The organism is Actinomycetospora sp. NBRC 106375, from assembly GCF_030269665.1.
Classification (GTDB): Bacteria; Actinomycetota; Actinomycetes; order Mycobacteriales; family Pseudonocardiaceae; genus Actinomycetospora.
Genome location: NZ_BSTS01000008.1, coordinates 19,861 through 38,620, shown reverse-complemented (window position 1 = coordinate 38,620; position 18,760 = coordinate 19,861). Strand labels below are relative to the sequence as shown.

Below are 18,760 nucleotides of genomic sequence, written 5' to 3'. Positions count from 1 at the left end.
TCAGGACCGCGCCCGCCCGGCCGCCGCGCAGGCGACCGGTCCGTGGCACGCCGCGAGTGCCGTGAGCGTGGTGTGCAGCGCGGCCGCGCGGTCGGGCGGGAGCGCCGCGACGGCGTTGGTCCGCTGGAACGGGTCGGTCGCGCGGTCGTGGTACTCCCGCTCGCCCGTGACGTACTCGACGTAGGTGCCGGCCGCCGTCTCGATCGCGGTGTACGAGGGCGGGTTGCTGCGATTCCGGCCCGTCGCGCGGTCCGGGTCGGACGGGTCGTCGTTCGGGCCGTGGTGTTCGACGAGGGCGGCGGTGCGCCAGTCGGGCGGGTCGGTCTCGGCCAGCAGCGGGACGAGCGAGCGGCCGTCGGCGGCGGGGAGCCCCGGCGCGTGGGCGAGGTCGGCGATCGTGGGCGCGAGGTCGACGTTCTGGGCGAGCTGGGGCACGGTGCGCGGCGCGACGCCGGGTCCGGCGGCGATCAGCGGGACCGTCAGGTCGGTGGCGAACGCGGTCTGCTTGCCGCCCGCGAGCTGGTGCTGTCCCAGGTGGAAGCCGTTGTCGGAGCTGAACATCACCACGGTGTTCGCCAGCTGCCCGGTCTGCGCCAGCGTCGTCTGCAGGTCCCCGAGCATGCGGTCGACGGCCTGCACCGACTGGGCGCGCTTGCGGTACTGCGCGTCGATCCGGTCGACCTGGCGGTGGTCGAGCGGCGCCAGCGAGCGCAGCCAGCCCGGCGCGCCCGGGGCGTCCGGGGTGTTGAACGAGGGGTCCCGCGGCGCGATGAGCCCCGGGAACGCGTCCACGTCCGGCGGGGCGGGCGTGGACGGACCGTGGGGCGCGAACGTCGCGATCTCGAGGAAGAACGGCTGGCCGGCTCCGGCGTGGGTGCGCACGAAGTCCTGGCCGCGCGCCGAGACGACGTCGGTGAGGTAGTCCGGCGGCGCGTCGCCGTGGTGCGTGACCCGCCCGTTCTGGTCGAGGTCGTAGCCGTACTCGCGGTAGCCGTTCCCGGCGACGTCCCATTCGTTCCAGCCCTGCGGCACACCGTCGGAGGTCGGCTCGTAGCCGTTGAGGTACTTGCCCATCATCGCGGTGCGGTAGCCCGCCGCCTGCAGACTCGTCGCGAACGTCTGCTGCTCGAGACCCCGGGAGTGGAACACGTCGTAGCCGCCGTCGGGGCTGGTGTTGGTGAACACCCCCGTGTCGTGCGGGTACTGCCCCGTGAAGATCGACGACCGGCTCGGGCAGCACAGGGTGTCGCTCACCGAGTAGTCCGCGAACGACGCGCCCCGGGCCGCGAGCTGCTGCGCGTGCGGCATGAAGCGCAGCAGGCTGGTGTCGAGGTCGTCGGTGAGGACGAGCACGACGTTCGGGTGCCCTGGTGGTGACGCGGGCGGCACCTCCGGTCCGGGCAGCTCCGGCCCGGGGGCCGGGTCGGCGCGGCGCGATCCCGCGCAGCCGGCCGCCGCGACGAGGGCGAGCGCGAGGGCCAGCACGAGGGCCGGGCGGGGGAAGGCGTTCACCCCGCGGACGGTGCCCGGTCGGTCTGAAGGCCCGCTGAAGCCCGGCCGGGGTTGAGCGGGGCGACGGTCGGGAACCGTGCGGCCATGCCCGCCATCGGAGACGAGCACGTCGTCCGCGTGCTGCGTCCGTTCGTCGCCGCGACCGGACCGGTCCTGCGCGGCCTGCGCGACGCGGACCCCTTCCGTCTCGGGCGCCTCGCCCAGCGCCGGGCGGTCGAGCTGTCCGAGCACGGCCGCGAGCCCGAGCCGCCGGCCACATCGCGCCGCGGGAAGGTCGGCCGGGCGGTGCGCACGGGTCGCGCCCGGGCCCTGGACCGCCTGGCCACCTCGAAGCTGCCCGGGACCCCCCGCTGGCAGGCGATGAGCCCCGGGGAGCGCGACCAGTGGTGGGTGTCCCGGGTGGGGCGCTTCACCTCGGCGGTGGCCTCGATCCCGGGCATCGGCGGTGCGCTCGCCCGCCGGCTGCCGGTCTCGGACATCCTCGGGCTCGCGGCGCAGGGCCTCGTGGTCTGCGCGATCGCCAGCGAGCACGGGATGGACGGACGCGACGCGCAGGTGCGCCTGCTCGCGTCCGTGCTGTTCGGCCGGGACGTCGACCCGAGCCGTCACGGCGACCCGCACGGCGCCGACGTCGAGCGGGAGGCCGGCGAGCTGGCCGGGAGCGTCGGCACCCAGCGTGAGGAGCGGGGCCGGCTCTCGGCCCTGTCCCGGGCGGTCTGGCGGATGGGGAGCACCCTGTGGGGCCTGCAGTCCGAGCTCGACCGGCGCCCGCAGGGCAACCGCTTCTGGCGCACACTGGCCAACCTGCCCGTGGTCGGGGCGGTCGCGAGCTACCGCAGCGAGCGTTCCGGCCTCAAGCGGGCCGCCCGGGCCGCGGCGCGGTGGGTGGCCCGGGAGCAGGGCCGATCGTGACGGGCCCGAGACCGGTGACGTGACCGGGATGTGACGCCCGACATGCCCGTGTCGGGCAATCTGGGCGCCCCCGCACGGGCGTGATGCGGCAACGGACGGAATACTCGCCGCAGGCGCCCCTGGTGACCGTGTGACACCACCACAGCCAGGTCCGGGGAGCCGGACGACGCGAGTGAGGAGCAGGAGCAGACGTGACGTACGTGATTGCCGAACCGTGTGTCGACGTGCTCGACAAGGGCTGCATCGAGGAGTGCCCCGTCGACTGCATCTACGAAGGGGGCCGGATGATGTACATCCACCCCGACGAGTGCGTCGACTGCGGGGCGTGCGAGCCGGTCTGCCCGGTCGAGGCCATCTACTACGAGGACGACGTCCCCGACCAGTGGTCGGTCTACACCCAGGCCAACGTCGACTTCTTCGACGAGCTCGGGTCGCCCGGCGGTGCCGCCAAGGTCGGCAAGGTCGATCGTGACGCGGGACCCGTCCCGAGCCTGCCGCCACAGGGCGAGTGACGACCACGGGGGCGGGGGTGCGGTTCCCGGCGCTCCCGGACTTCCCGTGGGACAGCCTCACCGGGGCCGCCGCCGTCGCGCGGGGGCACCCCGACGGGGTGGTCGACCTGTCGGTCGGCACCCCCGTCGACCCGGTGCCCGAAGCGGTCGGTGAAGCGCTGCGGGCGGCCTGGGACTCCCCGGGCTACCCGCAGACCTGGGGCACACCCGCGCTGCGCGAGGCCGCGGCCGCGGCGCTGGGGCGCCGCCACGGGGCGGGCCGCTCGGCCGTCGAGGGCCTCGACCCCGATGCCGTGCTGCCCACCGTCGGCTCCAAGGAGCTGGTGGCGTGGCTGCCGACGCTGCTGGGCCTCGGTGACGGCGACGTCGTGGCGTTCCCCGACCTCGCCTACCCCACCTACGAGGTCGGCGCGCAGCTCGCCGGGGCCCGTCCCGTCCGCGTGGGCGACGACGAGCCGCTGCCGGCCGACGCCCGGCTGGTCTGGCTGAACTCGCCGTCCAACCCGACCGGGCGCGTCCTCGACGCCGCGGCCCTCGCGGCCCGCATCGCCGAGGCGCGCGCCCTCGGCGCGGTCGTCGCCGCCGACGAGTGCTACCTCGGGCTGCCCGGCCCGGGCGTGGTCGCGACCTCGGTGCTCGACCCCGTCGTGCACGGCGGCGACCTCGAGGGCCTGCTCGCCGTGCACTCGCTGTCGAAGATCTCGAACCTCGCGGGGTACCGGGCCGGCCTCGTGCTCGGCGACCCTGCCCTCGTGGCCGGCCTGCTGCAGGTCCGCAAGCACGCCGGGATGATCGTGCCGCGCCCCGTGCAGGAGGCCATGACCGCGGCCCTGGGCGACGACGTCGGGGTCGCGGCGACCCGCGATCGCTACGACGCGCGGCGTGCCGTCCTGCGTCCGGCGCTCGAGGCCGCGGGGATGCGCATCGAGCACTCCGAGGCGGGGCTCTACCTCTGGGCGACGGCCGACGAGCCGTGCCGTGCCACGGTCGACCGGCTCGCCGCGCGCGGCATCCTCGTCGCGCCGGGCGAGTTCTACGGGCCCGCGGGCGCCGCGCACGTCCGCGTCGCCCTCACCGCGTCCGACGAGCGGATCGCCGCCGCCGCGCAGCGCCTCGCGGGCTGAGCGAGAGCTCCCGCCGGCTCCGATGGGCCGTTCGGTCGGTCCGCGCCGACGGTGCGTGACAGCCGTCACTCCGGTCGAGCACCGTGGTCCCTCCACGGACCGAGCGGAGGAGCGCCATGGCTGCTGCGGGTGTCGGGACCGCGGGCGCGTCGCACCGCAGCGGTGACACGACGGTGCCGCTGCCCGAGCAGACGATCGGCGACGCGCTGCGCCTGGCCGCGGCGGCGGACCCGGACCGGCGGGCCGTGGTCGAGGGCGCGCCCTCCTCGCGGCGCACCCTCACCTACGCCGGGCTCCTGGCGCGGGCCGAGGAGGTGGCGCGGGCGCTGCTCGCGCGCTTCCGGCCCGGCGAGCACGTGGCCGTGTGGTCGCCCAACTCGCTGGAGTGGATCCTCGTCGAGTACGGCGCCGCGCTCGCCGGGCTCGTGCTCGTCACGGCGAACCCCGCCTACCGGTCCGCCGAGCTCGCGTACGTCCTGCGCCGGTCGCGCAGCGCCGGGCTGTTCCACGTCGCGAGCCACCGCGGCAACCCGATGGCCGAGATCGTCGCCGAGGTGCGCGGCGACCTGCCCGACCTGCGCGAGGTCGTCGACCTCGCCGAGCTCGACGTGTTCGTCGCCGGCGGCGACCCCGCGGCCGCGCTGCCCGCCGTGCGCCCCGACGACCGGGTGCAGATCCAGTACACGTCCGGGACGACCGGGTTCCCCAAGGGCGTGCTGCTGCGCCACCACGGGATGCTCGAGAACGCGCGGCTCACCCTGGGGCGGATGGGCGTCGGGCCCGCGGACGTCTGCGTCTGGCCGATGCCGCTGTTCCACACCGCGGGCTGCGGGATGGGCGTGCTGGGCGCGCTGACGACCGGGGCGACGATCGTCTACGTCACCGCCTTCGACCCGGCGTTGCAGCTGGAGCTCATCGAGACCGAGCGGGCCACGATCTCCGGCGGCGTGCCGACGATGCTCATCGCGATGCTCGCCCATCCCGACCTGGAGACCCGGGACACCTCGACCCTGCGCTGCCTGTTCGCCGGCGGTTCCCCGGTGCCCGTGGACGTGGCCCGCGAGGTCGAGCGGCGCCTCGGCGGGCGGATGTCGATCGTGTTCGGGACCACCGAGACGTCGCCGATCGTCACCGCGACCGCGCCCGACGACCCCGAGGACGTGCGGACCGGGACGCTCGGGTCGCCGCTGCCGCACACCGAGGTGAAGATCGCTGACCCGGTGACCGGCGAGGCCGTGCCCGTCGGTGACGTGGGCGAGCTGTGCGCGCGGGGCTACCTCGTGATGGAGGGCTACTACGACCAGCCCGAGGCGACGGCGGCCGTGCTCGACGCCGCCGGCTGGTACCACACCGGCGACCTGGCCTCCATGGATGCGCAGGGCCGCCTGCGGGTCGAGGGCCGGATCAAGGACATGATCATCCGGGGTGGGGAGAACATCTCCCCCCGCGAGATCGAGGAGCTGCTCCAGGGGCACCCGGGGGTCGCCGAGGTGGCGGTCGTCGGCCGGCCCGACCCGCACTGGGGCGAGACCGTCGCGGCGTTCGTCCGGCCCGCCGCGGGCGCGACACCGACCGGCGAGGAGCTGCACGCGTGGTGCCGGGCGCACCTGGCGGCGTTCAAGACGCCGGCGAGCTGGCACCTCGTCGACGTCATGCCCGTGACGGCCTCGGGGAAGATCCGCAAGAACGTGCTGCGGGACCGCCTCAGGACGGGGCCGGGCGCAACCGACGCGTGACGGCGGCGTGCACCGGTTCCACGACGCGTGCGGCGACGGGGCCGAGGACCGCCATGAGCAGCACGTACGTCGTCGCCAGCGGGGCGAGGCCGGGGTCGACCGAGCCGGTGGTGAGTGCCAGCCCGGCGATGACGATCGAGAACTCGCCGCGGGCGACGAGCGCGGCCCCGGCGCGCCACCGTCCGAGACGCCCGACCCCGATCTGCCGTGCGGCGAACCACCCGGCCCCGATCTTCGTCGCCGTCGACACGATGGCCAGCGCGATCGCCGCGGGCAGCACCGCGGGGATCTGGCGCGGGTCGGTGTTGAGCCCGAACACGACGAAGAACACGGCGGCGAACAGGTCGCGCAACGGCGAGAGCACACGCGTCGCGTTCTCCGCGGTGTCCTCGGAGATCGCGATGCCGAGCAGGAACGCGCCGACGCCCGCGGAGACCTGCAGCTCGGAGGCGATGCCGGCGACCAGCAGGGCGATCCCGAACACCCGCAGCAGGAACACCTCGGAGCTCGGCGACTCGACGATCGCCGACACCACGTTCCCGAATCGCAGCGCCACCACGAGCACGACGACGAGCAGCCCGACCGCGATGGCCACGGTCCGCAGCCCCGCGGCGAACCCGAGCGCGGCGAGCGCCGCCGTGGTGATCGGGAGGTAGAGGGCCATCGCCAGGTCCTCCATGACGAGCACGGAGAGCACGGCCGGGGTCTCGCGGTTGCCGAGCCGCCCCAGCTCCTCGAGGAGCTTCGCGACGATCCCGGACGACGACACCCACGTCACGCCGGCCATCGCCAGCGCCCCGAGCGGTCCCCAGCCCAGGATGATCGCGGCGACCGCCCCGGGCGCGGCGTTGAGGACCATGTCGACGATCCCGGCCAGCCACGAGCGCCGGAGGCCGCCGACCAGGTCGGACGCCGAGTACTCCAGCCCGAGCAGCAGGAGCAGCAGGACGACGCCGACCTCGCTGGCGACGCCGGTGAACGGCTCGATGCCCTCCAGCGGCACGAGGCCGCCCGCGCCGAACGCGAGCCCGCCGAGCAGGTAGAGCGGCACGGGGGAGATGCCGAGGCGCCCGGCGGTGCGCCCGAGGACGCCGAGGCCGAAGAAGAGCGCGCCCAGCTCGATCAGCGAGAGGGCGGTGTCGTGCACGAGCCGCTCAGCCGTCCTCGAGGATCGCCGCGGCCTGCCCGAGACCCTCGCCGGTGCCGACGACCACGACGAGGTCGCCCGCGCGGAACACGAACTCGGGCCCCGGTGACGGCGACACCACGTGGTCGCGCACGACGGCGACGATCGACGTGCTGGTGCGCGTGCGCATCGCGGTGTCGCCCAGCGTGCGCCCGTCGTAGGGCGAGCCCGCGCCGACGGGGAACTGCGCGGTGCTGATGCCCTCGACCTCGCGCTGCTGGTCCTGCAGCTGGGCGACGAGGTTGGGCGCACCCAGCAACGTGCCCAGCGCCTGGCCCTCCGCGTCGGACAGCGCCACCGACGCGGTGCACGCGTCGGGGTCGTCGCGCCCGGACACGAGCAGCTCACGGTGCCCGTCGCGATGCGTCAGCACCCCGATCCGCCGCCCCGCCGCGGTGTCGAACTCCTGCTTGGTGCCGATCCCCGGCAGCCGCGTGACCTCGACGTCCACACCGCCACCCTACGAGGCCGTTCCGGACATGCACGGCGGGCGGGGCGATCATCGTCATACCGGGCGGGGCGCCTCACGGGCGCCGAGCGGCCGTCTCCGCGATCTCGGTGAGGGCCCGGCCGAGGGCGTCGAGGTCGACGTCCCCGAGGTGGTCGAAGAAGCTGCGGCGCACGCTGGCCAGCAGGTCGGGCCACGCCGCCCGGAGGCGCTCGAGGCCGGCGTCGGTGAGGACGGCCTCCGTCGCCCGCCCGTCGCGCGCGGCCGGGCGGCGCGTGACCAGCCCGTCGGCCTCGAGCCGCCCGACGGTGCGCCCGACCGCACTGAGCGACTGCTGCGCGCCCTCGGCGAGCCGGGCGAGCTGGCAGGCGCGCCCGTCGGACTCCGAGAGCAGCCGCAGCACCGTGTACTCGACGTGGGAGAGGCCGTGCGTGGCCTCGAGGTCGGCGTCCCAGCGCCGCAGCAGCGCCCGGATCGCCGCCGGCAGCGCCCGCAGCACGGTCTCCTCCTCGCCGGTCAGCGGCGCCTCGGCCATGGACCCACGGTAGTCGCGCCGATCTCTTCTCCCGCCCGGGAACAGAAGCTTGCGCACGCAAGTTAATGCTTGCGTGCGCAAGCTTCACCGAGGAGGGAATCGATGACCACGCAGGAGATCGCCGTCGTCGGGGCGACGGGGTTCGTGGGCGGCGGCCTGGCCCGCGGCCTGCAGGCGGCCGGCCACGCCGTCTCCGGTCTGGCCCGCAGCGACGACGCCGCGCTGGTGCTGCGGAGGCGCGGGATCACGCCGGTGCCGGGTGACGTGGTCGCGGGCCTCGACGAGGCCGCGACGTCCCTGTCGCGGTTCGACACCGTCGTCCTGGCCGCGTCGCTGGACACCGACGACGAGCACCGCGCCGCCACGGCGCTGATCGGGACCGGCGCCCGGGTCGTGTTCCTCTCGGGCAGCGGCGTGATGCTCGAGCGCACCGCGGGCGGCGCCGGCGCGGGGCCCTGGGCGGAGGACGACGCGTTCCCGGTCGAGCCGCTGGCCGCGCGCCGGGTCGAGACCGAGGCGCTGGTGCGCGGGGCGGGCGGGCTCGTGCTGCGACCGCCGCTGATCTGGGGGCCGGGCGACCACGGCCACGTGGCGATGACCTACGCCTCGGTCGCCGCGACCGGCGCCGCGGCCTTTGTCGGCGAGGGCGCGTCCGCGTACACGAACGTCCACGTCGACGACGTCGCGCGCCTGCTCGCCCTCGCCGTCGACCGGGCCCCCGCCGGCGCGCTCTACCACGCGGCCGGCGGGGAGCTGACGAACCGCGCGATCGCCGCGGCGGTCGCCGCCGACCTCGGGGCGCCGGCGCGCAGCGTCACGCCCGAGGAGGCAGCGGACGTCTGGGGGGAGTTCGGCGCGCTGGTGATGGGCAGCAGCAGCCGGATCACCGCGCCGCGGGCGCGTGACGAGCTGGGCTGGCGCCCGGAGCACCCGGACATGCTCGCCGAGGTCGGCGAGGACCGGCTGCGGGCCCTGGCGACGGCGGTGGCGCGATGACCACGGACCTGCCCGCGGGCTTCACCGTCCACCGGGTCCCCACGCACGGCACGAACCTCGCCGTCACCGTGGGCGGCGCCGGGCCGGTCCTCGTGCTCCTGCACGGCTGGCCGCAGACGTCGCGGGCGTGGTGGCGGGTCATGCCGGCGCTCGCGCGGCGCTTCACGGTCGTGGCGCCGGACCTGCGCGGCACCGGCGACAGCGACCGTCCCGAGGACGGCTACGCGAAGGTCGACCAGGCCGAGGACGTGCGCGGCGTGCTCGACGCCCTGGGTCTCGACGGGCCGGTGACGGTCGTGGGCCACGACATCGGCGCGATGGTCGCGTTCGCCTGGGCCGCGTCCCGGCCCGACGACGTGTCCGCCCTCGTCCTGCTGGACGCCCTGCTGCCGGGCTTCGGGCTCGAGGAGGCCATGGACGTCGCCCGCGGCGGGATGTGGCACTTCGGGTTCTTCATGGCGCCCGGGGTCCCCGAGATGCTGTTCGACGGCCACGAGCGCGAGTTCGTCACCGCGACGTTCACGGCGATGAGCGCGCCCGGCACCTTCGACGAGGACGACCTCGCCGCGTACGCCGCCTCCTACACGGGCCGCGACCGGCTCCGCGGCGGCTTCGCGCACTACCGCGCGGTGCTCGACGACGGCCGGGAGAACCGCAGGCTGCTCGCGGCGCGACCGCTGCGGATGCCGGTCCTCGCCGTCGGCGCGGGAGCCGGGCTCCCGCCCGCGGAGATCGCCGAGCACCTCACCACCCGCACGGCCCCCACCGGCCACTTCGTCGCCGAGGAGGACCCGGACTGGCTGGTCCGGGCCGTCACCGAGTTCACGTCCTGAGGAGAACCGCATGTCCACACGCCTCTCCGGCCACACGGCCGTCGTCACCGGCGCCGCCCGGGGTCTCGGCCGCGCGTTCGCGCTCCGGCTCGCGGCCGAGGGCGCCGCCGTCGCGGCGCTCGACCTCCAGCAGCCCGACGAGACCGTCGCGGGCGTCGCGGACGCCGGCGTCGCCGCCGGCGGGTTCACCGTCGACGTCGCCGACGCGGACGCCGTCGCCGCGCTCGTGCCGTCGATCGAGGAGCTGGTCGGCACCCCCGACATCCTCGTGAACAACGCCGGCATCTACCCGTTCATGAAGCTCGCCGAGATCACCCCGGAGGCGTGGCGGCACGTCCTCGCCGTGAACCTCGACGCCCAGCTCTGGACCACGCAGGCCTTCATGGGCGGCATGGTCCGCCACGGCTGGGGCCGCATCGTCAACATCAGCTCGAACTCCGTCGGGCTGCAGATCCCCGACGCCGTCCACTACGTGACCTCGAAGATGGGCGTCATCGGGCTGACCCGCGGGCTCGCCACGGAGCTGGCGCCGCACGGGATCACCGTCAACGCCGTCGCGCCCACCGCCACCCGCACCCCGGGCATGGCCTTCGCCCCCGACGAGCTCATGCAGACCGTCGCCGACGAGCAGACGATCAAGCGGATCGGGATGCCCGAGGACCTCACCGGCACCGTGGCGTTCCTCGCCTCGGACGACGCCGCCTTCGTGACCGCCCAGACGTTCTTCGTCGACGGCGGGCTGGTGCGGAACTGAGGTGCGCCTGCGGCGCTCGTGAGCAGTTCGGCGCGTGATAGCGCGCCGAACTGCTCACGAGCGCGGAGCGCACACGGCGTCCACGACGACGTCGAGGAGGTGGTCGGCCCGGGGCGCGAGGGCGGGCTGGGCGCCCAGCCACGCCATCGCGCTGATCAGGGCGAAGAGGTCGGTGCCGTCGAGGTCGGCCCGTGCCGCGCCGGCCTCCTGCGCGCGGGTGAGCAGCCCGGTGCCCGCCGCCCGCATCGCCACGCAGGACGCGTGCAGGGCGGAGTCGGGGTCCTCGATCGCCGCGACCATCAGCTCGGTCGCGCCCCGGTACTCGACGGTCCACGCGACGCCCTCGCGCAGCCACGTCACGAGGGCCTCGCGGGGCGACGCCGCGGTCCCGAGCTCCGCCGCCCGGGCCGCGAGGGCGTCGAACTCGGTGCGCAGCAGGCCCTCCAGCAGCGCGTCGCGCGTCGGGAAGTGGCGGTAGAGCGTGCCGAGCCCGACGCCCGCGCGCCGCGCGACCTCCCGCAGCGACGCCTCGGCGCCGTGCTCGCCCACAACGGCGCGCGCGGCCACCAGCAGCTGGTCGTGGTTCCTGCGGGCGTCGGCGCGCACCGGTCCCCCTCGTTGACAATCGGAGCACTGCCCCGGTTATATTCGGGTCACTGCTCCACTTACGGTACGCGGGGAGGTCGCGATGGCGACGGGCACGATGCGAGCGGTCCGGCTGCACGGGTTCGGCGGTCCGGAGGTGCTGCGCGAGGACGTGGTGCCGATCCCGGTGCCGGGGCCGGGCGAGGTGCTGGTGCGCGTCCGCGCGGTCGGGGTCAACCCGCCCGACTGGTACGTGCGCGAAGGGTTCCCCGACGTGCCGCCCGAGGTGATGCCCCGCCCGGAGCTGCCCCTGATCCCGGGCACGGACGTGGCGGGCGAGGTGGTCGCGGTCGCGGACGACGTCGAGCACCCGGCGATCGGCGACGAGGTCTTCGGGATGCTGCGCTTCCCCGGCCTCGACGGCCACGCCTACGCCGAGTACGTCGCGGCGCCCGCCGCCGACCTCGCCCGCACGCCCGCCGGCCTCGACCACGAGCACGCGGCCGGCGCGCCGATGGCCGGCCTCACCGCCTGGCAGTTCCTCATCGCCCTCGGGCACGACGCGGCGAACCCGTTCCAGGCGTTCCCGCACCGCCCGGTGCCGCTGCACGCCGGGACCCGGGTGCTGGTCAACGGCGCGGCCGGCGGGGTGGGCCACCTCGCGCTGCAGCTCGCCCGGTGGCGCGGCGCGCACGTCACCGCCGTCGCGTCGGGCCCGCACGCGCCGTTCCTGCGCGACCTCGGCGCCGACGAGGTCATCGACTACACGACGACCCGGCCCGAGGAGGCCGTCCACGACCTCGACCTCGTCCTCGACACGGTCGGCGGCCCTGCCAGTGGACGGTGGCTGCGCACCCTGAAGCCCGGCGGGGCGCTGTTCCCGGTCTACCTGGCCGAGTACGACCCCGAGGAGGTCGCCGCGCGCGGCGTCACCACCTCGACCGCCCAGGTGCGCTCGGACGGCACCCAGCTCGCCCAGCTCGGGACGCTCCTGCGCGACGGCACCGTGCGGGTCGCGATCGACAGCACCTACCCGCTGGCCGACGCCGCGAAGGCACACGACCGCGCGGCGCGCGGCCACCTGCGCGGCAAGATCGTGCTGACGGTCGACTAGTTCGCGTGCAGGGCGGCGTTGAGCTCGACCTTCGCGCCCTCGGTGCGCGGCAGGGCGTGGACGGCGCCGGAGACCGAGTCGCGGCGCAGCAGGATGCCCGAGCGCCCGGAGAGCTCGGCGGCCTTGACGACGCTGCCGTCGTCGAGGGTCACGCGCGTGCCCGCGGTGACGTAGAGGCCGGCCTCGACGACGCAGTCGTCGCCGAGCGAGATCCCGATCCCGGCGTTGGCGCCGAGCAGGCAGCGCTCGCCGATCGCGATGACCTCCTTGCCGCCGCCCGAGAGCGTCCCCATGATCGACGCGCCGCCGCCGACGTCCGAGCCGTCGCCGACGACGACGCCGCCGGAGATCCGCCCCTCGACCATCGACGTCCCGAGCGTGCCGGCGTTGAAGTTGACGAAGCCCTCGTGCATCACGGTGGTGCCGCTCGCGAGGTGGGCGCCGAGGCGCACCCGGTCGGCGTCGCCGATGCGCACGCCCGAGGGGATCACGTAGTCGACCATGCGCGGGAACTTGTCGACCGCGTAGACGGTGACCGGGCCCCGCCCGCGCAGCCGCGCCCGGACCCGCTCGAACTCGGGCACGGGGCACGGCCCGTGGTTGGTCCACACCACGTTGGCGAGGTGGCCGAAGATCCCGGTCAGGTCGACGCCGTGGGGCTGGACCAGCCGGTGCGAGAGCAGGTGCAGGCGCAGGTAGACGTCGTAGGCCGACGCGGGCGGCCCGGTGAGGTCGGCGACGGTGCGCACCGCGACGACCTCGACGCCGCGGGCCTCGTCGGGTCCCAGCGCGTCGACCAGCGAGGGCTCGAGCTCGCCGGCCGGCACGACCACGGTGCCCGGCTCCTCGGCCATCCCGTCGCCCGCGTCCGCCAGCTCGGGCAAGGGGTACCAGGTGTCGAGGACGGTGCCGTCGGTGGCCACTGTGGCCAGGCCGACGCCGAGGGCGCGGGACGGGTGCGCGGGGGTGCTCATCGTCCGCCAGGCTAGCGGGCGTGGGCGAACCGGCGGCCGGGCGCGGGATCGGCAGGTCAGCGGGGCGGGTGGCGACCGCGTCGACGCTGCTCGCCGCCGTCGCGGGCGTCGTCGACCTGTGGGCGGTGACGAGCCTCGGCGGGCCGTTCGCGGGGGTCGTCACCGGCAACCTCGTCACCGCCGGCGGCGCGGCCGGGCGGGGTGACCTCTCGGCGCTGTGGCCGCCGCTGGTCGCGGTGCTGGGGTTCGGGGTCGGTGTCGCGATCTGGTCGTTCGCGTGGCGCGGCCGGCCGCACGCCGTCGGGGCCCCCTTGCTCGTCGAGCTCGGGGTGCTCGTCGCCCTGGCCGTCGCCTGGGCCGTCACGGGGCCGCGCAGCGCCGTGGTCCTCGTCCTGCTCGGCGCCGCCGCCCTCGCGATGGGCGGGCAGAGCAGCACGGCGCTGCGGCTCGGGGAGTCGACGACCTACCTCACGGGCACGCTCACCGGCGGGCTCGCGGCCCTCGTCGCCGGCGGGTCGCGGGGCCGGGTCGTGGCGCTGCGGCAGCTGGGCGCGCTCGTCGTCGCCGCGGCCGTCGCGGCGCTGCTGCTCGGGATCGCCCGGTGGTCGGTGCCGGTGCTGGCGGTGCTCCTGCTGGTCGCGGCGCTGGGGACGCTCGGACGACCCGACCGCACGCGGGTGGCGGGCACCCGTCCGGGTGAGTCGCCGACTCCCGGCGCAACCGACCGAACCCCCGGTTAACCTCGGGCCGCGTGAGCGCCCCTCCCGTGACCCTCGACCTGCTGGCCGACCCCGTCTCGCTGACCGCGGCGCTCGTCGACGTCCCGAGCGTGTCGGGGGACGAGCGGGCGCTCGCCGACGCCGTGCAGGCCGCGCTGGCCGCCCAGGCGCCGCACCTGGAGCTGCTGCGCTCGGGGGAGGCGCTGCTCGCCCGCACGCGGCTGGGCCGTCCCCGCCGGGTCCTGCTGGCCGGGCACCTCGACACGGTGCCGATCGCCGACAACGTCCCGTCCCGCCGCGACGGCGGCACGCTCTACGGCTGCGGCACCAGCGACATGAAGTCCGGGGTGGCGGTGATGACCCACCTCGCGGCGGCGCTCGCCGAGCCGGCGCACGACGTGACCCTCGTGCTCTACGACTGCGAGGAGATCGAGGCCTCCCGCAACGGCCTCGGGCGCCTCGAGCGCGAGCACCGCGACTGGCTCGACGCCGACCTCGCGCTGCTCGGCGAGCCGACGTCGGGCCAGGTGGAGGCGGGGTGCCAAGGGACCCTGCGGGTCGTCGTGCGCACCACCGGGCGGCGGGCGCACTCGGCGCGGTCGTGGCTGGGCGAGAACGCGATCCACGCCGCCGCGCCCGTGCTCGACCGGCTGGCCGCCCACGTCGCGCGCGAGGTGGACATCGACGGCTGCGTCTACCGCGAGGGGCTGCAGGCGGTGCGGATCGCCGGCGGCGTGGCGGGCAACGTCGTGCCCGACGCGTGCGAGGTCACCGTCAACTTCCGTTTCGCCCCCGACCGCTCCCTCGACGACGCGCGCGGCTACGTGGCCGGGGTGTTCGCGGGCTTCGACCTCACCGAGACCGACGCCTCCCCGGCCGCGCTGCCGGGGCTGTCGGCGCCCGCCGCGGCCGACTTCGTCGCGGCCACCGGCACGGTCCCGGTCGCCAAGTACGGCTGGACCGACGTCGCCCGCTTCGCCGCCCTCGGCATCCCCGCGCTGAACTTCGGGCCCGGCGACCCCAACCTCGCCCACACCCGCGAGGAGTCGGTCCCCGTCGGCGCGATCTCCGAGGCGTGCGACGTCCTGCGCGCCTACCTGACGCGCGCCTGACCGTGTCAGCGAAGTGCCGTCACGGACACTGAGCGTCCGTATCGGTACGTCGATCACTCGGCCCGCGAGCCGTCCGGCCGCGCCACGCGCAGCCGCCCCACAACCCCGCGTTCGGACCCCGTTCGTGTGGGGTCCTTAGGCTCGTCCGCATGCTCCACGACGACCCGGCCGGTCAGGACGCCACCGCGCCGCGGCCCACGACGATCGACCGCCGGCGTCCCGAGCACCGCGACCCGGCCCGCCTGAGCTCCACCACCGACCAGCGCCTGCTCGACTCGCGCGGCCCGGCCGACTGGGTGCACTCCGACGCCTGGCGCGTCCAGCGGATCCAGGCGGAGTTCGTCGAGGGCTTCAGCGTCCTCGCGGAGATCCCCCGCGCCGTGACGGTGTTCGGCTCGGCGCGCACCCCGCAGGGGCACCCCGAGTACCAGCGGGGCGTCGACCTCGGCGGTGCGCTCGCGCGCGCCGGCTACGCCGTGATCACCGGCGGCGGGCCGGGGGCGATGGAGGCCGCCAACCGCGGGGCCGCGGAGGCCGGCGGGCTGTCGGTCGGCCTCGGCATCGAGCTGCCCTTCGAACAGGGGCTGAACCCGTGGGTCGACCTCGGCGTCGGCTTCCGCTACTTCTTCGCCCGCAAGACGATGTTCGTGAAGTACGCCCAGGCGTTCGTGTGCCTGCCCGGCGGCTTCGGGACGCTCGACGAGCTGTTCGAGGCGCTGGTGCTGGTCCAGACCGGCAAGGTCACGCGCTTCCCGGTCGTGCTGCTCGGGCGGGACTACTGGGGCGGGCTGCTCGAGTGGCTCGCCGGGCCGGCGCTCGACGCGGGCACGATCAGCCGCCGCGACGTCGACCTCGTGCACCTCACCGACGACATCGACGAGGTGGTGACCATCGTCGAGGAGGGGTTCCGCGAGGCGGTCGGATCATGAGGGGGGTCTCGTGACGCGACCCCACACCGTCTGCGTCTTCTGCGCCTCCGGGGCGGTCCCCGAGCCCTTCATCGCCCTCGCGGGCGAGGTGGGGGCAGCGATCGCCGCCCGCGGCTGGAGCCTCGTCTCCGGGGGCGGGCGCGTGTCGATGATGGGCGCGGTGGCCCGGGCCGCCCGCGAGGGCGGCGCGCGCACGGTCGGCGTCATCCCCGAGGCCCTGGTGGCCCACGAGGTCGCCGACGACGACGCCGACGAGCTGGTCGTCGTCGGCGACATGCGCACGCGCAAGGGGGAGATGGACGTGCGCAGCGACGCGGTCCTGGCCCTGCCGGGCGGTCTCGGCACGCTCGAGGAGCTGTTCGAGGCGTGGACGTCGCACGCCCTGCGGATGCACGACAAGCCCGTCGTCGTGCTGGACCCCGAGGGGCACTACGACCCGCTGTTCGCCTGGCTCGACGGCCTGCGCGGCACCGGTTTCGTCTCCGACCGGGGGATGGCCGGCGTGGTGCGCACCACCACCGTCGGCGCGGCCCTCGACGCTCTCGACCCGGCGTCCACCGCGCGGAGCGTGCCAGGATCGGGGTGATGACCACCCATCACCGGCCGCTGCTGCCCGCCGACGGGCGGATCGCGGTGATGGCGATCGTCAACCGCACGCCGGACTCGTTCTACGACCGCGGCGCGGCCTGGGACCCGTCGGCGGCCCTCGACGCGGTCGACCGCGCGGTGGCCGAGGGCGCCGACGTCGTCGACGTGGGCGGGGTCAAGGCCGGCCCGGGCCCGGGCGTCGACGCCGCCGAGGAGCTGCGCCGCGTGCTCCCGACCATCGAGGCCGTCCGGGCGCAGCACCCCGACATCGCGATCAGCGTCGACACATGGCGGGCGGAGGTGGCCCGCGAGGTCTGCGCGGCGGGCGCCGACCTCATCAACGACACGTGGGCGGGCGTGGACCTGGAGCTGGGCGAGGTGGCGGCGGAGTTCGGCGTGGGCATCGTGTGCTCCCACACCGGCGGCGCCGTCCCCCGCACCCGCCCGCACCGCGTGCGCTACCGCGACGTCGTCGCCGACGTGATCGCGGAGGTCTCACGGCAGGCGAAGGCCCACGAGCAGGCGGGCGTCGACCCCGCGAAGATCCTGGTCGACCCCACCCACGACTTCGGCAAGAACACGTTCCACGGGCTCGAGCTGCTGCGCCGCCTCGACGAGCTCGTCGCCCTCGGTCGCCCGGTCCTCATGGCGCTGTCGAACAAGGACTTCGTCGGCGAGACCCTCGGCACCACCGAGGTCACCGAGCGCCTCGACGGCACCCTCGCCGCCACCGCCGTCGCGGCCTGGGGCGGCGCGCGCATGTTCCGCGCCCACGAGGTGGCGGCGACCCGGCGCGTCGTCGACATGGTCTCGGCGATCCGCGGCGACCGCGCCCCCGTCCGCACCGTCCGGGCCCTCGCGTGACCCCCTGTGTGAGCAGTTGGCGCCTCGATAGGGGCCCCAACTGCTCACGTATGGGGGCGCAACGGTGAGGGCGGAGACCGAGGAGTGGTTCGCGCGGCGGACCTGGGCGCGCCCGGACTGGACCGCCGACGAGCTGACCGCCGCCAAGCGCGGGCGGACGGTGTCGGTCGTGCTGCCGGCGCTCGACGAGCAGGAGACCGTCGGTGGCGTGGTCGCCGCGGTGCGGCCGCTGCTCGGCACCCTGGTCGACGAGCTCGTCGTCGTCGACTCCGGCTCCACCGACGCCACCGCCGCCCGGGCCCGGGACGCCGGCGCGCGCGTCGTCCCCCGCGACGCGGTGCTGCCCGAGGTGCCGGTGCGCCCGGGCAAGGGCGAGGTACTGTGGCGCTCGCTGGCCGCGACGTCGGGCGACCTCGTCGTCTTCCTCGACTCCGACCTCGTCGACCTCGGCCCCGACTTCGTCGTGAACCTCGTCGGGCCGCTGCTCACCGTCGACGGCGTGGCGCTGGTCAAGGGCTTCTACCACCGCCCCCTCCGGATCTCCGACCACGACGCCGCGCTCACCGGCGGCGGGCGGGTCACCGAGCTCACCGCCCGGCCCGCCCTCGCCGCGCTGCGCCCCGAGCTCTCCGGCGTCGTCCAGCCGCTCGGCGGCGAGTACGCCGCGACGCGGGAGCTGCTCGAGTCGCTGCCGTTCGCCGCGGGCTACGGCGTCGAGATCGGCCTGCTGCTCGACACCCACCGCGAGCGCGGGCTCGACGCGATCGCGCAGGTCGACCTCGGGGTGCGCAAGCACCGCCACCGCAGCCTGCGCGCCCTGGGCGCGACCGCCGCCGAGGTGCTCGACGCCGTCCTGCGCCGCTGCGTCCCCGGGCACCCGGGCAGCGACCCGCTCACCCAGTTCGTCCCCGTCGACGGCGACTGGCTCCCCGACGAGCAGGCCGTCGCCACCGCCGACCGCCCGCCCCTGGCGATGCTGCGCTCCCACGACCGGGGCGCCGGCGGGAGCTGACAGGGGGCGTCACCTCCGCCACCTACGATCGGGCCCATGGGCAGCGCGCTGGTGTACGTCATCGTGGTCGGCCTCGTGGCCGCCGCGGTCTACCTGCTCGTGGCCTTCGTCTTCGGCCGGGGCGAGGAGCTCGCCCCCATGCCCCCCGGCGCCACCCCCACGCGGCTACCGGCCCGCGACCTGACCGGCGGCGACGTGCGCGACCTGCGCTTCCAGCAGGCCCTGCGCGGCTACAAGTGCAGCGAGGTCGACTGGGCGCTCGAGCGTCTCGCCGCGGAGGTCGAGGCCCTGCGCGCGCGGGTCGACGCCATGGAG

At 75.6% G+C, this 18,760-nt stretch carries 20 protein-coding genes and 1 pseudogene; 15 read left to right on the top strand and 6 right to left on the bottom strand.

Annotation, left to right across the window (positions count from 1 at the left end):
- Positions 1-1,512: a sulfatase family protein gene (locus QSK03_RS14675; RefSeq protein WP_285653273.1), complete on the bottom strand. Its 1,512-nt coding sequence runs from the start codon at positions 1,510-1,512 to the stop codon at positions 1-3.
- 84 nt (positions 1,513-1,596) lie between these two features.
- On the opposite strand from QSK03_RS14675, the gene QSK03_RS14670 reads away from it, so the two are divergent.
- From QSK03_RS14670 to QSK03_RS14655, 4 genes are all read left to right on the top strand, one after another.
- Positions 1,597-2,424 carry a hypothetical protein gene (locus QSK03_RS14670; RefSeq protein WP_285653271.1) on the top strand — a complete coding sequence of 276 codons (828 nt, stop codon included), beginning with the start codon at positions 1,597-1,599 and terminating at the stop codon, positions 2,422-2,424.
- Positions 2,425-2,615: 191 nt separating this feature from the next.
- Positions 2,616-2,936 (top strand): ferredoxin, encoded by a 321-nt coding sequence (gene fdxA, locus QSK03_RS14665; RefSeq protein WP_285653268.1) that lies wholly within the window; start codon positions 2,616-2,618, stop codon positions 2,934-2,936.
- Positions 2,933-4,060 carry a succinyldiaminopimelate transaminase gene (gene dapC, locus QSK03_RS14660; RefSeq protein WP_502872172.1) on the top strand — a complete coding sequence of 376 codons (1,128 nt, stop codon included), beginning with the start codon at positions 2,933-2,935 and terminating at the stop codon, positions 4,058-4,060. Before fdxA ends, dapC begins: the two co-directional genes overlap by 4 nt.
- A 116-nt stretch (positions 4,061-4,176) precedes the next feature.
- Complete coding sequence (locus QSK03_RS14655; RefSeq protein WP_285653266.1) at positions 4,177-5,796, top strand: AMP-binding protein; 1,620 nt, start codon at positions 4,177-4,179, stop codon at positions 5,794-5,796.
- Here the strand turns inward: QSK03_RS14655 and QSK03_RS14650 are convergent.
- The 3 genes from QSK03_RS14650 to QSK03_RS14640 all read right to left on the bottom strand — a co-directional run bounded on the left by QSK03_RS14650 (position 5,765) and on the right by QSK03_RS14640 (position 7,965).
- Positions 5,765-6,943 carry a cation:proton antiporter gene (locus QSK03_RS14650; protein ID WP_285653264.1) on the bottom strand — a complete coding sequence of 393 codons (1,179 nt, stop codon included), beginning with the start codon at positions 6,941-6,943 and terminating at the stop codon, positions 5,765-5,767. The genes QSK03_RS14655 and QSK03_RS14650 overlap by 32 nt on opposite strands.
- Positions 6,944-6,950: 7 nt before the next feature.
- The gene (locus tag QSK03_RS14645; RefSeq protein WP_285653262.1) at positions 6,951-7,433 is read right to left on the bottom strand and encodes a cation:proton antiporter regulatory subunit; all 483 of its coding nucleotides are present in this window, start codon (positions 7,431-7,433) and stop codon (positions 6,951-6,953) included.
- A gap of 73 nt (positions 7,434-7,506) precedes the next feature.
- Positions 7,507-7,965 carry a MarR family winged helix-turn-helix transcriptional regulator gene (locus QSK03_RS14640; protein ID WP_285653261.1) on the bottom strand — a complete coding sequence of 153 codons (459 nt, stop codon included), beginning with the start codon at positions 7,963-7,965 and terminating at the stop codon, positions 7,507-7,509.
- Positions 7,966-8,067: 102 nt separating this feature from the next.
- On the opposite strand from QSK03_RS14640, the gene QSK03_RS14635 reads away from it, so the two are divergent.
- The 3 genes from QSK03_RS14635 to QSK03_RS14625 are packed head-to-tail and all read left to right on the top strand — an operon-like array spanning position 8,068 to position 10,548.
- Positions 8,068-8,961, top strand: a complete 894-nt coding sequence (locus QSK03_RS14635) for an NAD-dependent epimerase/dehydratase family protein (RefSeq protein ID WP_285653260.1) — start codon at positions 8,068-8,070, stop codon at positions 8,959-8,961.
- Positions 8,958-9,794, top strand: coding sequence for an alpha/beta fold hydrolase (locus QSK03_RS14630; RefSeq protein WP_285653258.1), 837 nt, complete (start codon positions 8,958-8,960; stop codon positions 9,792-9,794). Before QSK03_RS14635 ends, QSK03_RS14630 begins: the two co-directional genes overlap by 4 nt.
- 10 nt (positions 9,795-9,804) lie before the next feature.
- The gene (locus tag QSK03_RS14625; protein ID WP_285653257.1) at positions 9,805-10,548 is read left to right on the top strand and encodes an SDR family NAD(P)-dependent oxidoreductase; all 744 of its coding nucleotides are present in this window, start codon (positions 9,805-9,807) and stop codon (positions 10,546-10,548) included.
- 54 nt (positions 10,549-10,602) lie between these two features.
- On the opposite strand, the gene QSK03_RS14620 is transcribed toward QSK03_RS14625, so the two are convergent.
- Entirely contained in the window at positions 10,603-11,154 is a 552-nt protein-coding gene (locus QSK03_RS14620) for a TetR/AcrR family transcriptional regulator (protein WP_285653255.1), read from the bottom strand.
- Between the two features lie 82 nt (positions 11,155-11,236).
- Between QSK03_RS14620 and QSK03_RS14615 the strand changes: the two genes are divergently transcribed.
- A complete protein-coding gene (locus QSK03_RS14615) occupies positions 11,237-12,247 on the top strand; it encodes an NADP-dependent oxidoreductase (RefSeq protein ID WP_285653253.1) in 1,011 nt (336 codons plus the stop codon).
- Here the strand turns inward: QSK03_RS14615 and dapD are convergent.
- Complete coding sequence (gene dapD, locus QSK03_RS14610) at positions 12,244-13,221, bottom strand: 2,3,4,5-tetrahydropyridine-2,6-dicarboxylate N-succinyltransferase (protein WP_285653252.1); 978 nt, start codon at positions 13,219-13,221, stop codon at positions 12,244-12,246. The two genes, QSK03_RS14615 and dapD, sit on opposite strands and share 4 nt — an antisense overlap.
- A 20-nt stretch (positions 13,222-13,241) precedes the next feature.
- On the opposite strand from dapD, the gene QSK03_RS14605 reads away from it, so the two are divergent.
- The 7 genes and pseudogenes from QSK03_RS14605 to QSK03_RS14575 all read left to right on the top strand — a co-directional run.
- Positions 13,242-13,961 (top strand): DUF1275 family protein, encoded by a 720-nt coding sequence (locus tag QSK03_RS14605; protein WP_285653250.1) that lies wholly within the window; start codon positions 13,242-13,244, stop codon positions 13,959-13,961.
- An 11-nt stretch (positions 13,962-13,972) separates the two neighbouring features.
- On the top strand, positions 13,973-15,052 hold the full coding sequence (dapE, locus tag QSK03_RS14600) for a succinyl-diaminopimelate desuccinylase (protein WP_285653248.1): 1,080 nt from the start codon (positions 13,973-13,975) through the stop codon (positions 15,050-15,052).
- A gap of 149 nt (positions 15,053-15,201) precedes the next feature.
- Positions 15,202-15,981 (top strand): LOG family protein, encoded by a 780-nt coding sequence (locus tag QSK03_RS14595; RefSeq protein WP_285653247.1) that lies wholly within the window; start codon positions 15,202-15,204, stop codon positions 15,979-15,981.
- A 10-nt stretch (positions 15,982-15,991) separates the two neighbouring features.
- Entirely contained in the window at positions 15,992-16,567 is a 576-nt protein-coding gene (locus tag QSK03_RS14590) for an LOG family protein (RefSeq protein ID WP_285653245.1), read from the top strand.
- Positions 16,567-17,433: a dihydropteroate synthase gene (folP, locus tag QSK03_RS14585; RefSeq protein ID WP_285653243.1), complete on the top strand. Its 867-nt coding sequence runs from the start codon at positions 16,567-16,569 to the stop codon at positions 17,431-17,433. Before QSK03_RS14590 ends, folP begins: the two co-directional genes overlap by 1 nt.
- A gap of 64 nt (positions 17,434-17,497) precedes the next feature.
- Complete coding sequence (locus QSK03_RS14580) at positions 17,498-18,445, top strand: glucosyl-3-phosphoglycerate synthase (RefSeq protein WP_285653239.1); 948 nt, start codon at positions 17,498-17,500, stop codon at positions 18,443-18,445.
- A 36-nt stretch (positions 18,446-18,481) separates the two neighbouring features.
- Positions 18,482-18,760: pseudogene (locus QSK03_RS14575) on the top strand (DivIVA domain-containing protein); the annotation flags it as partial.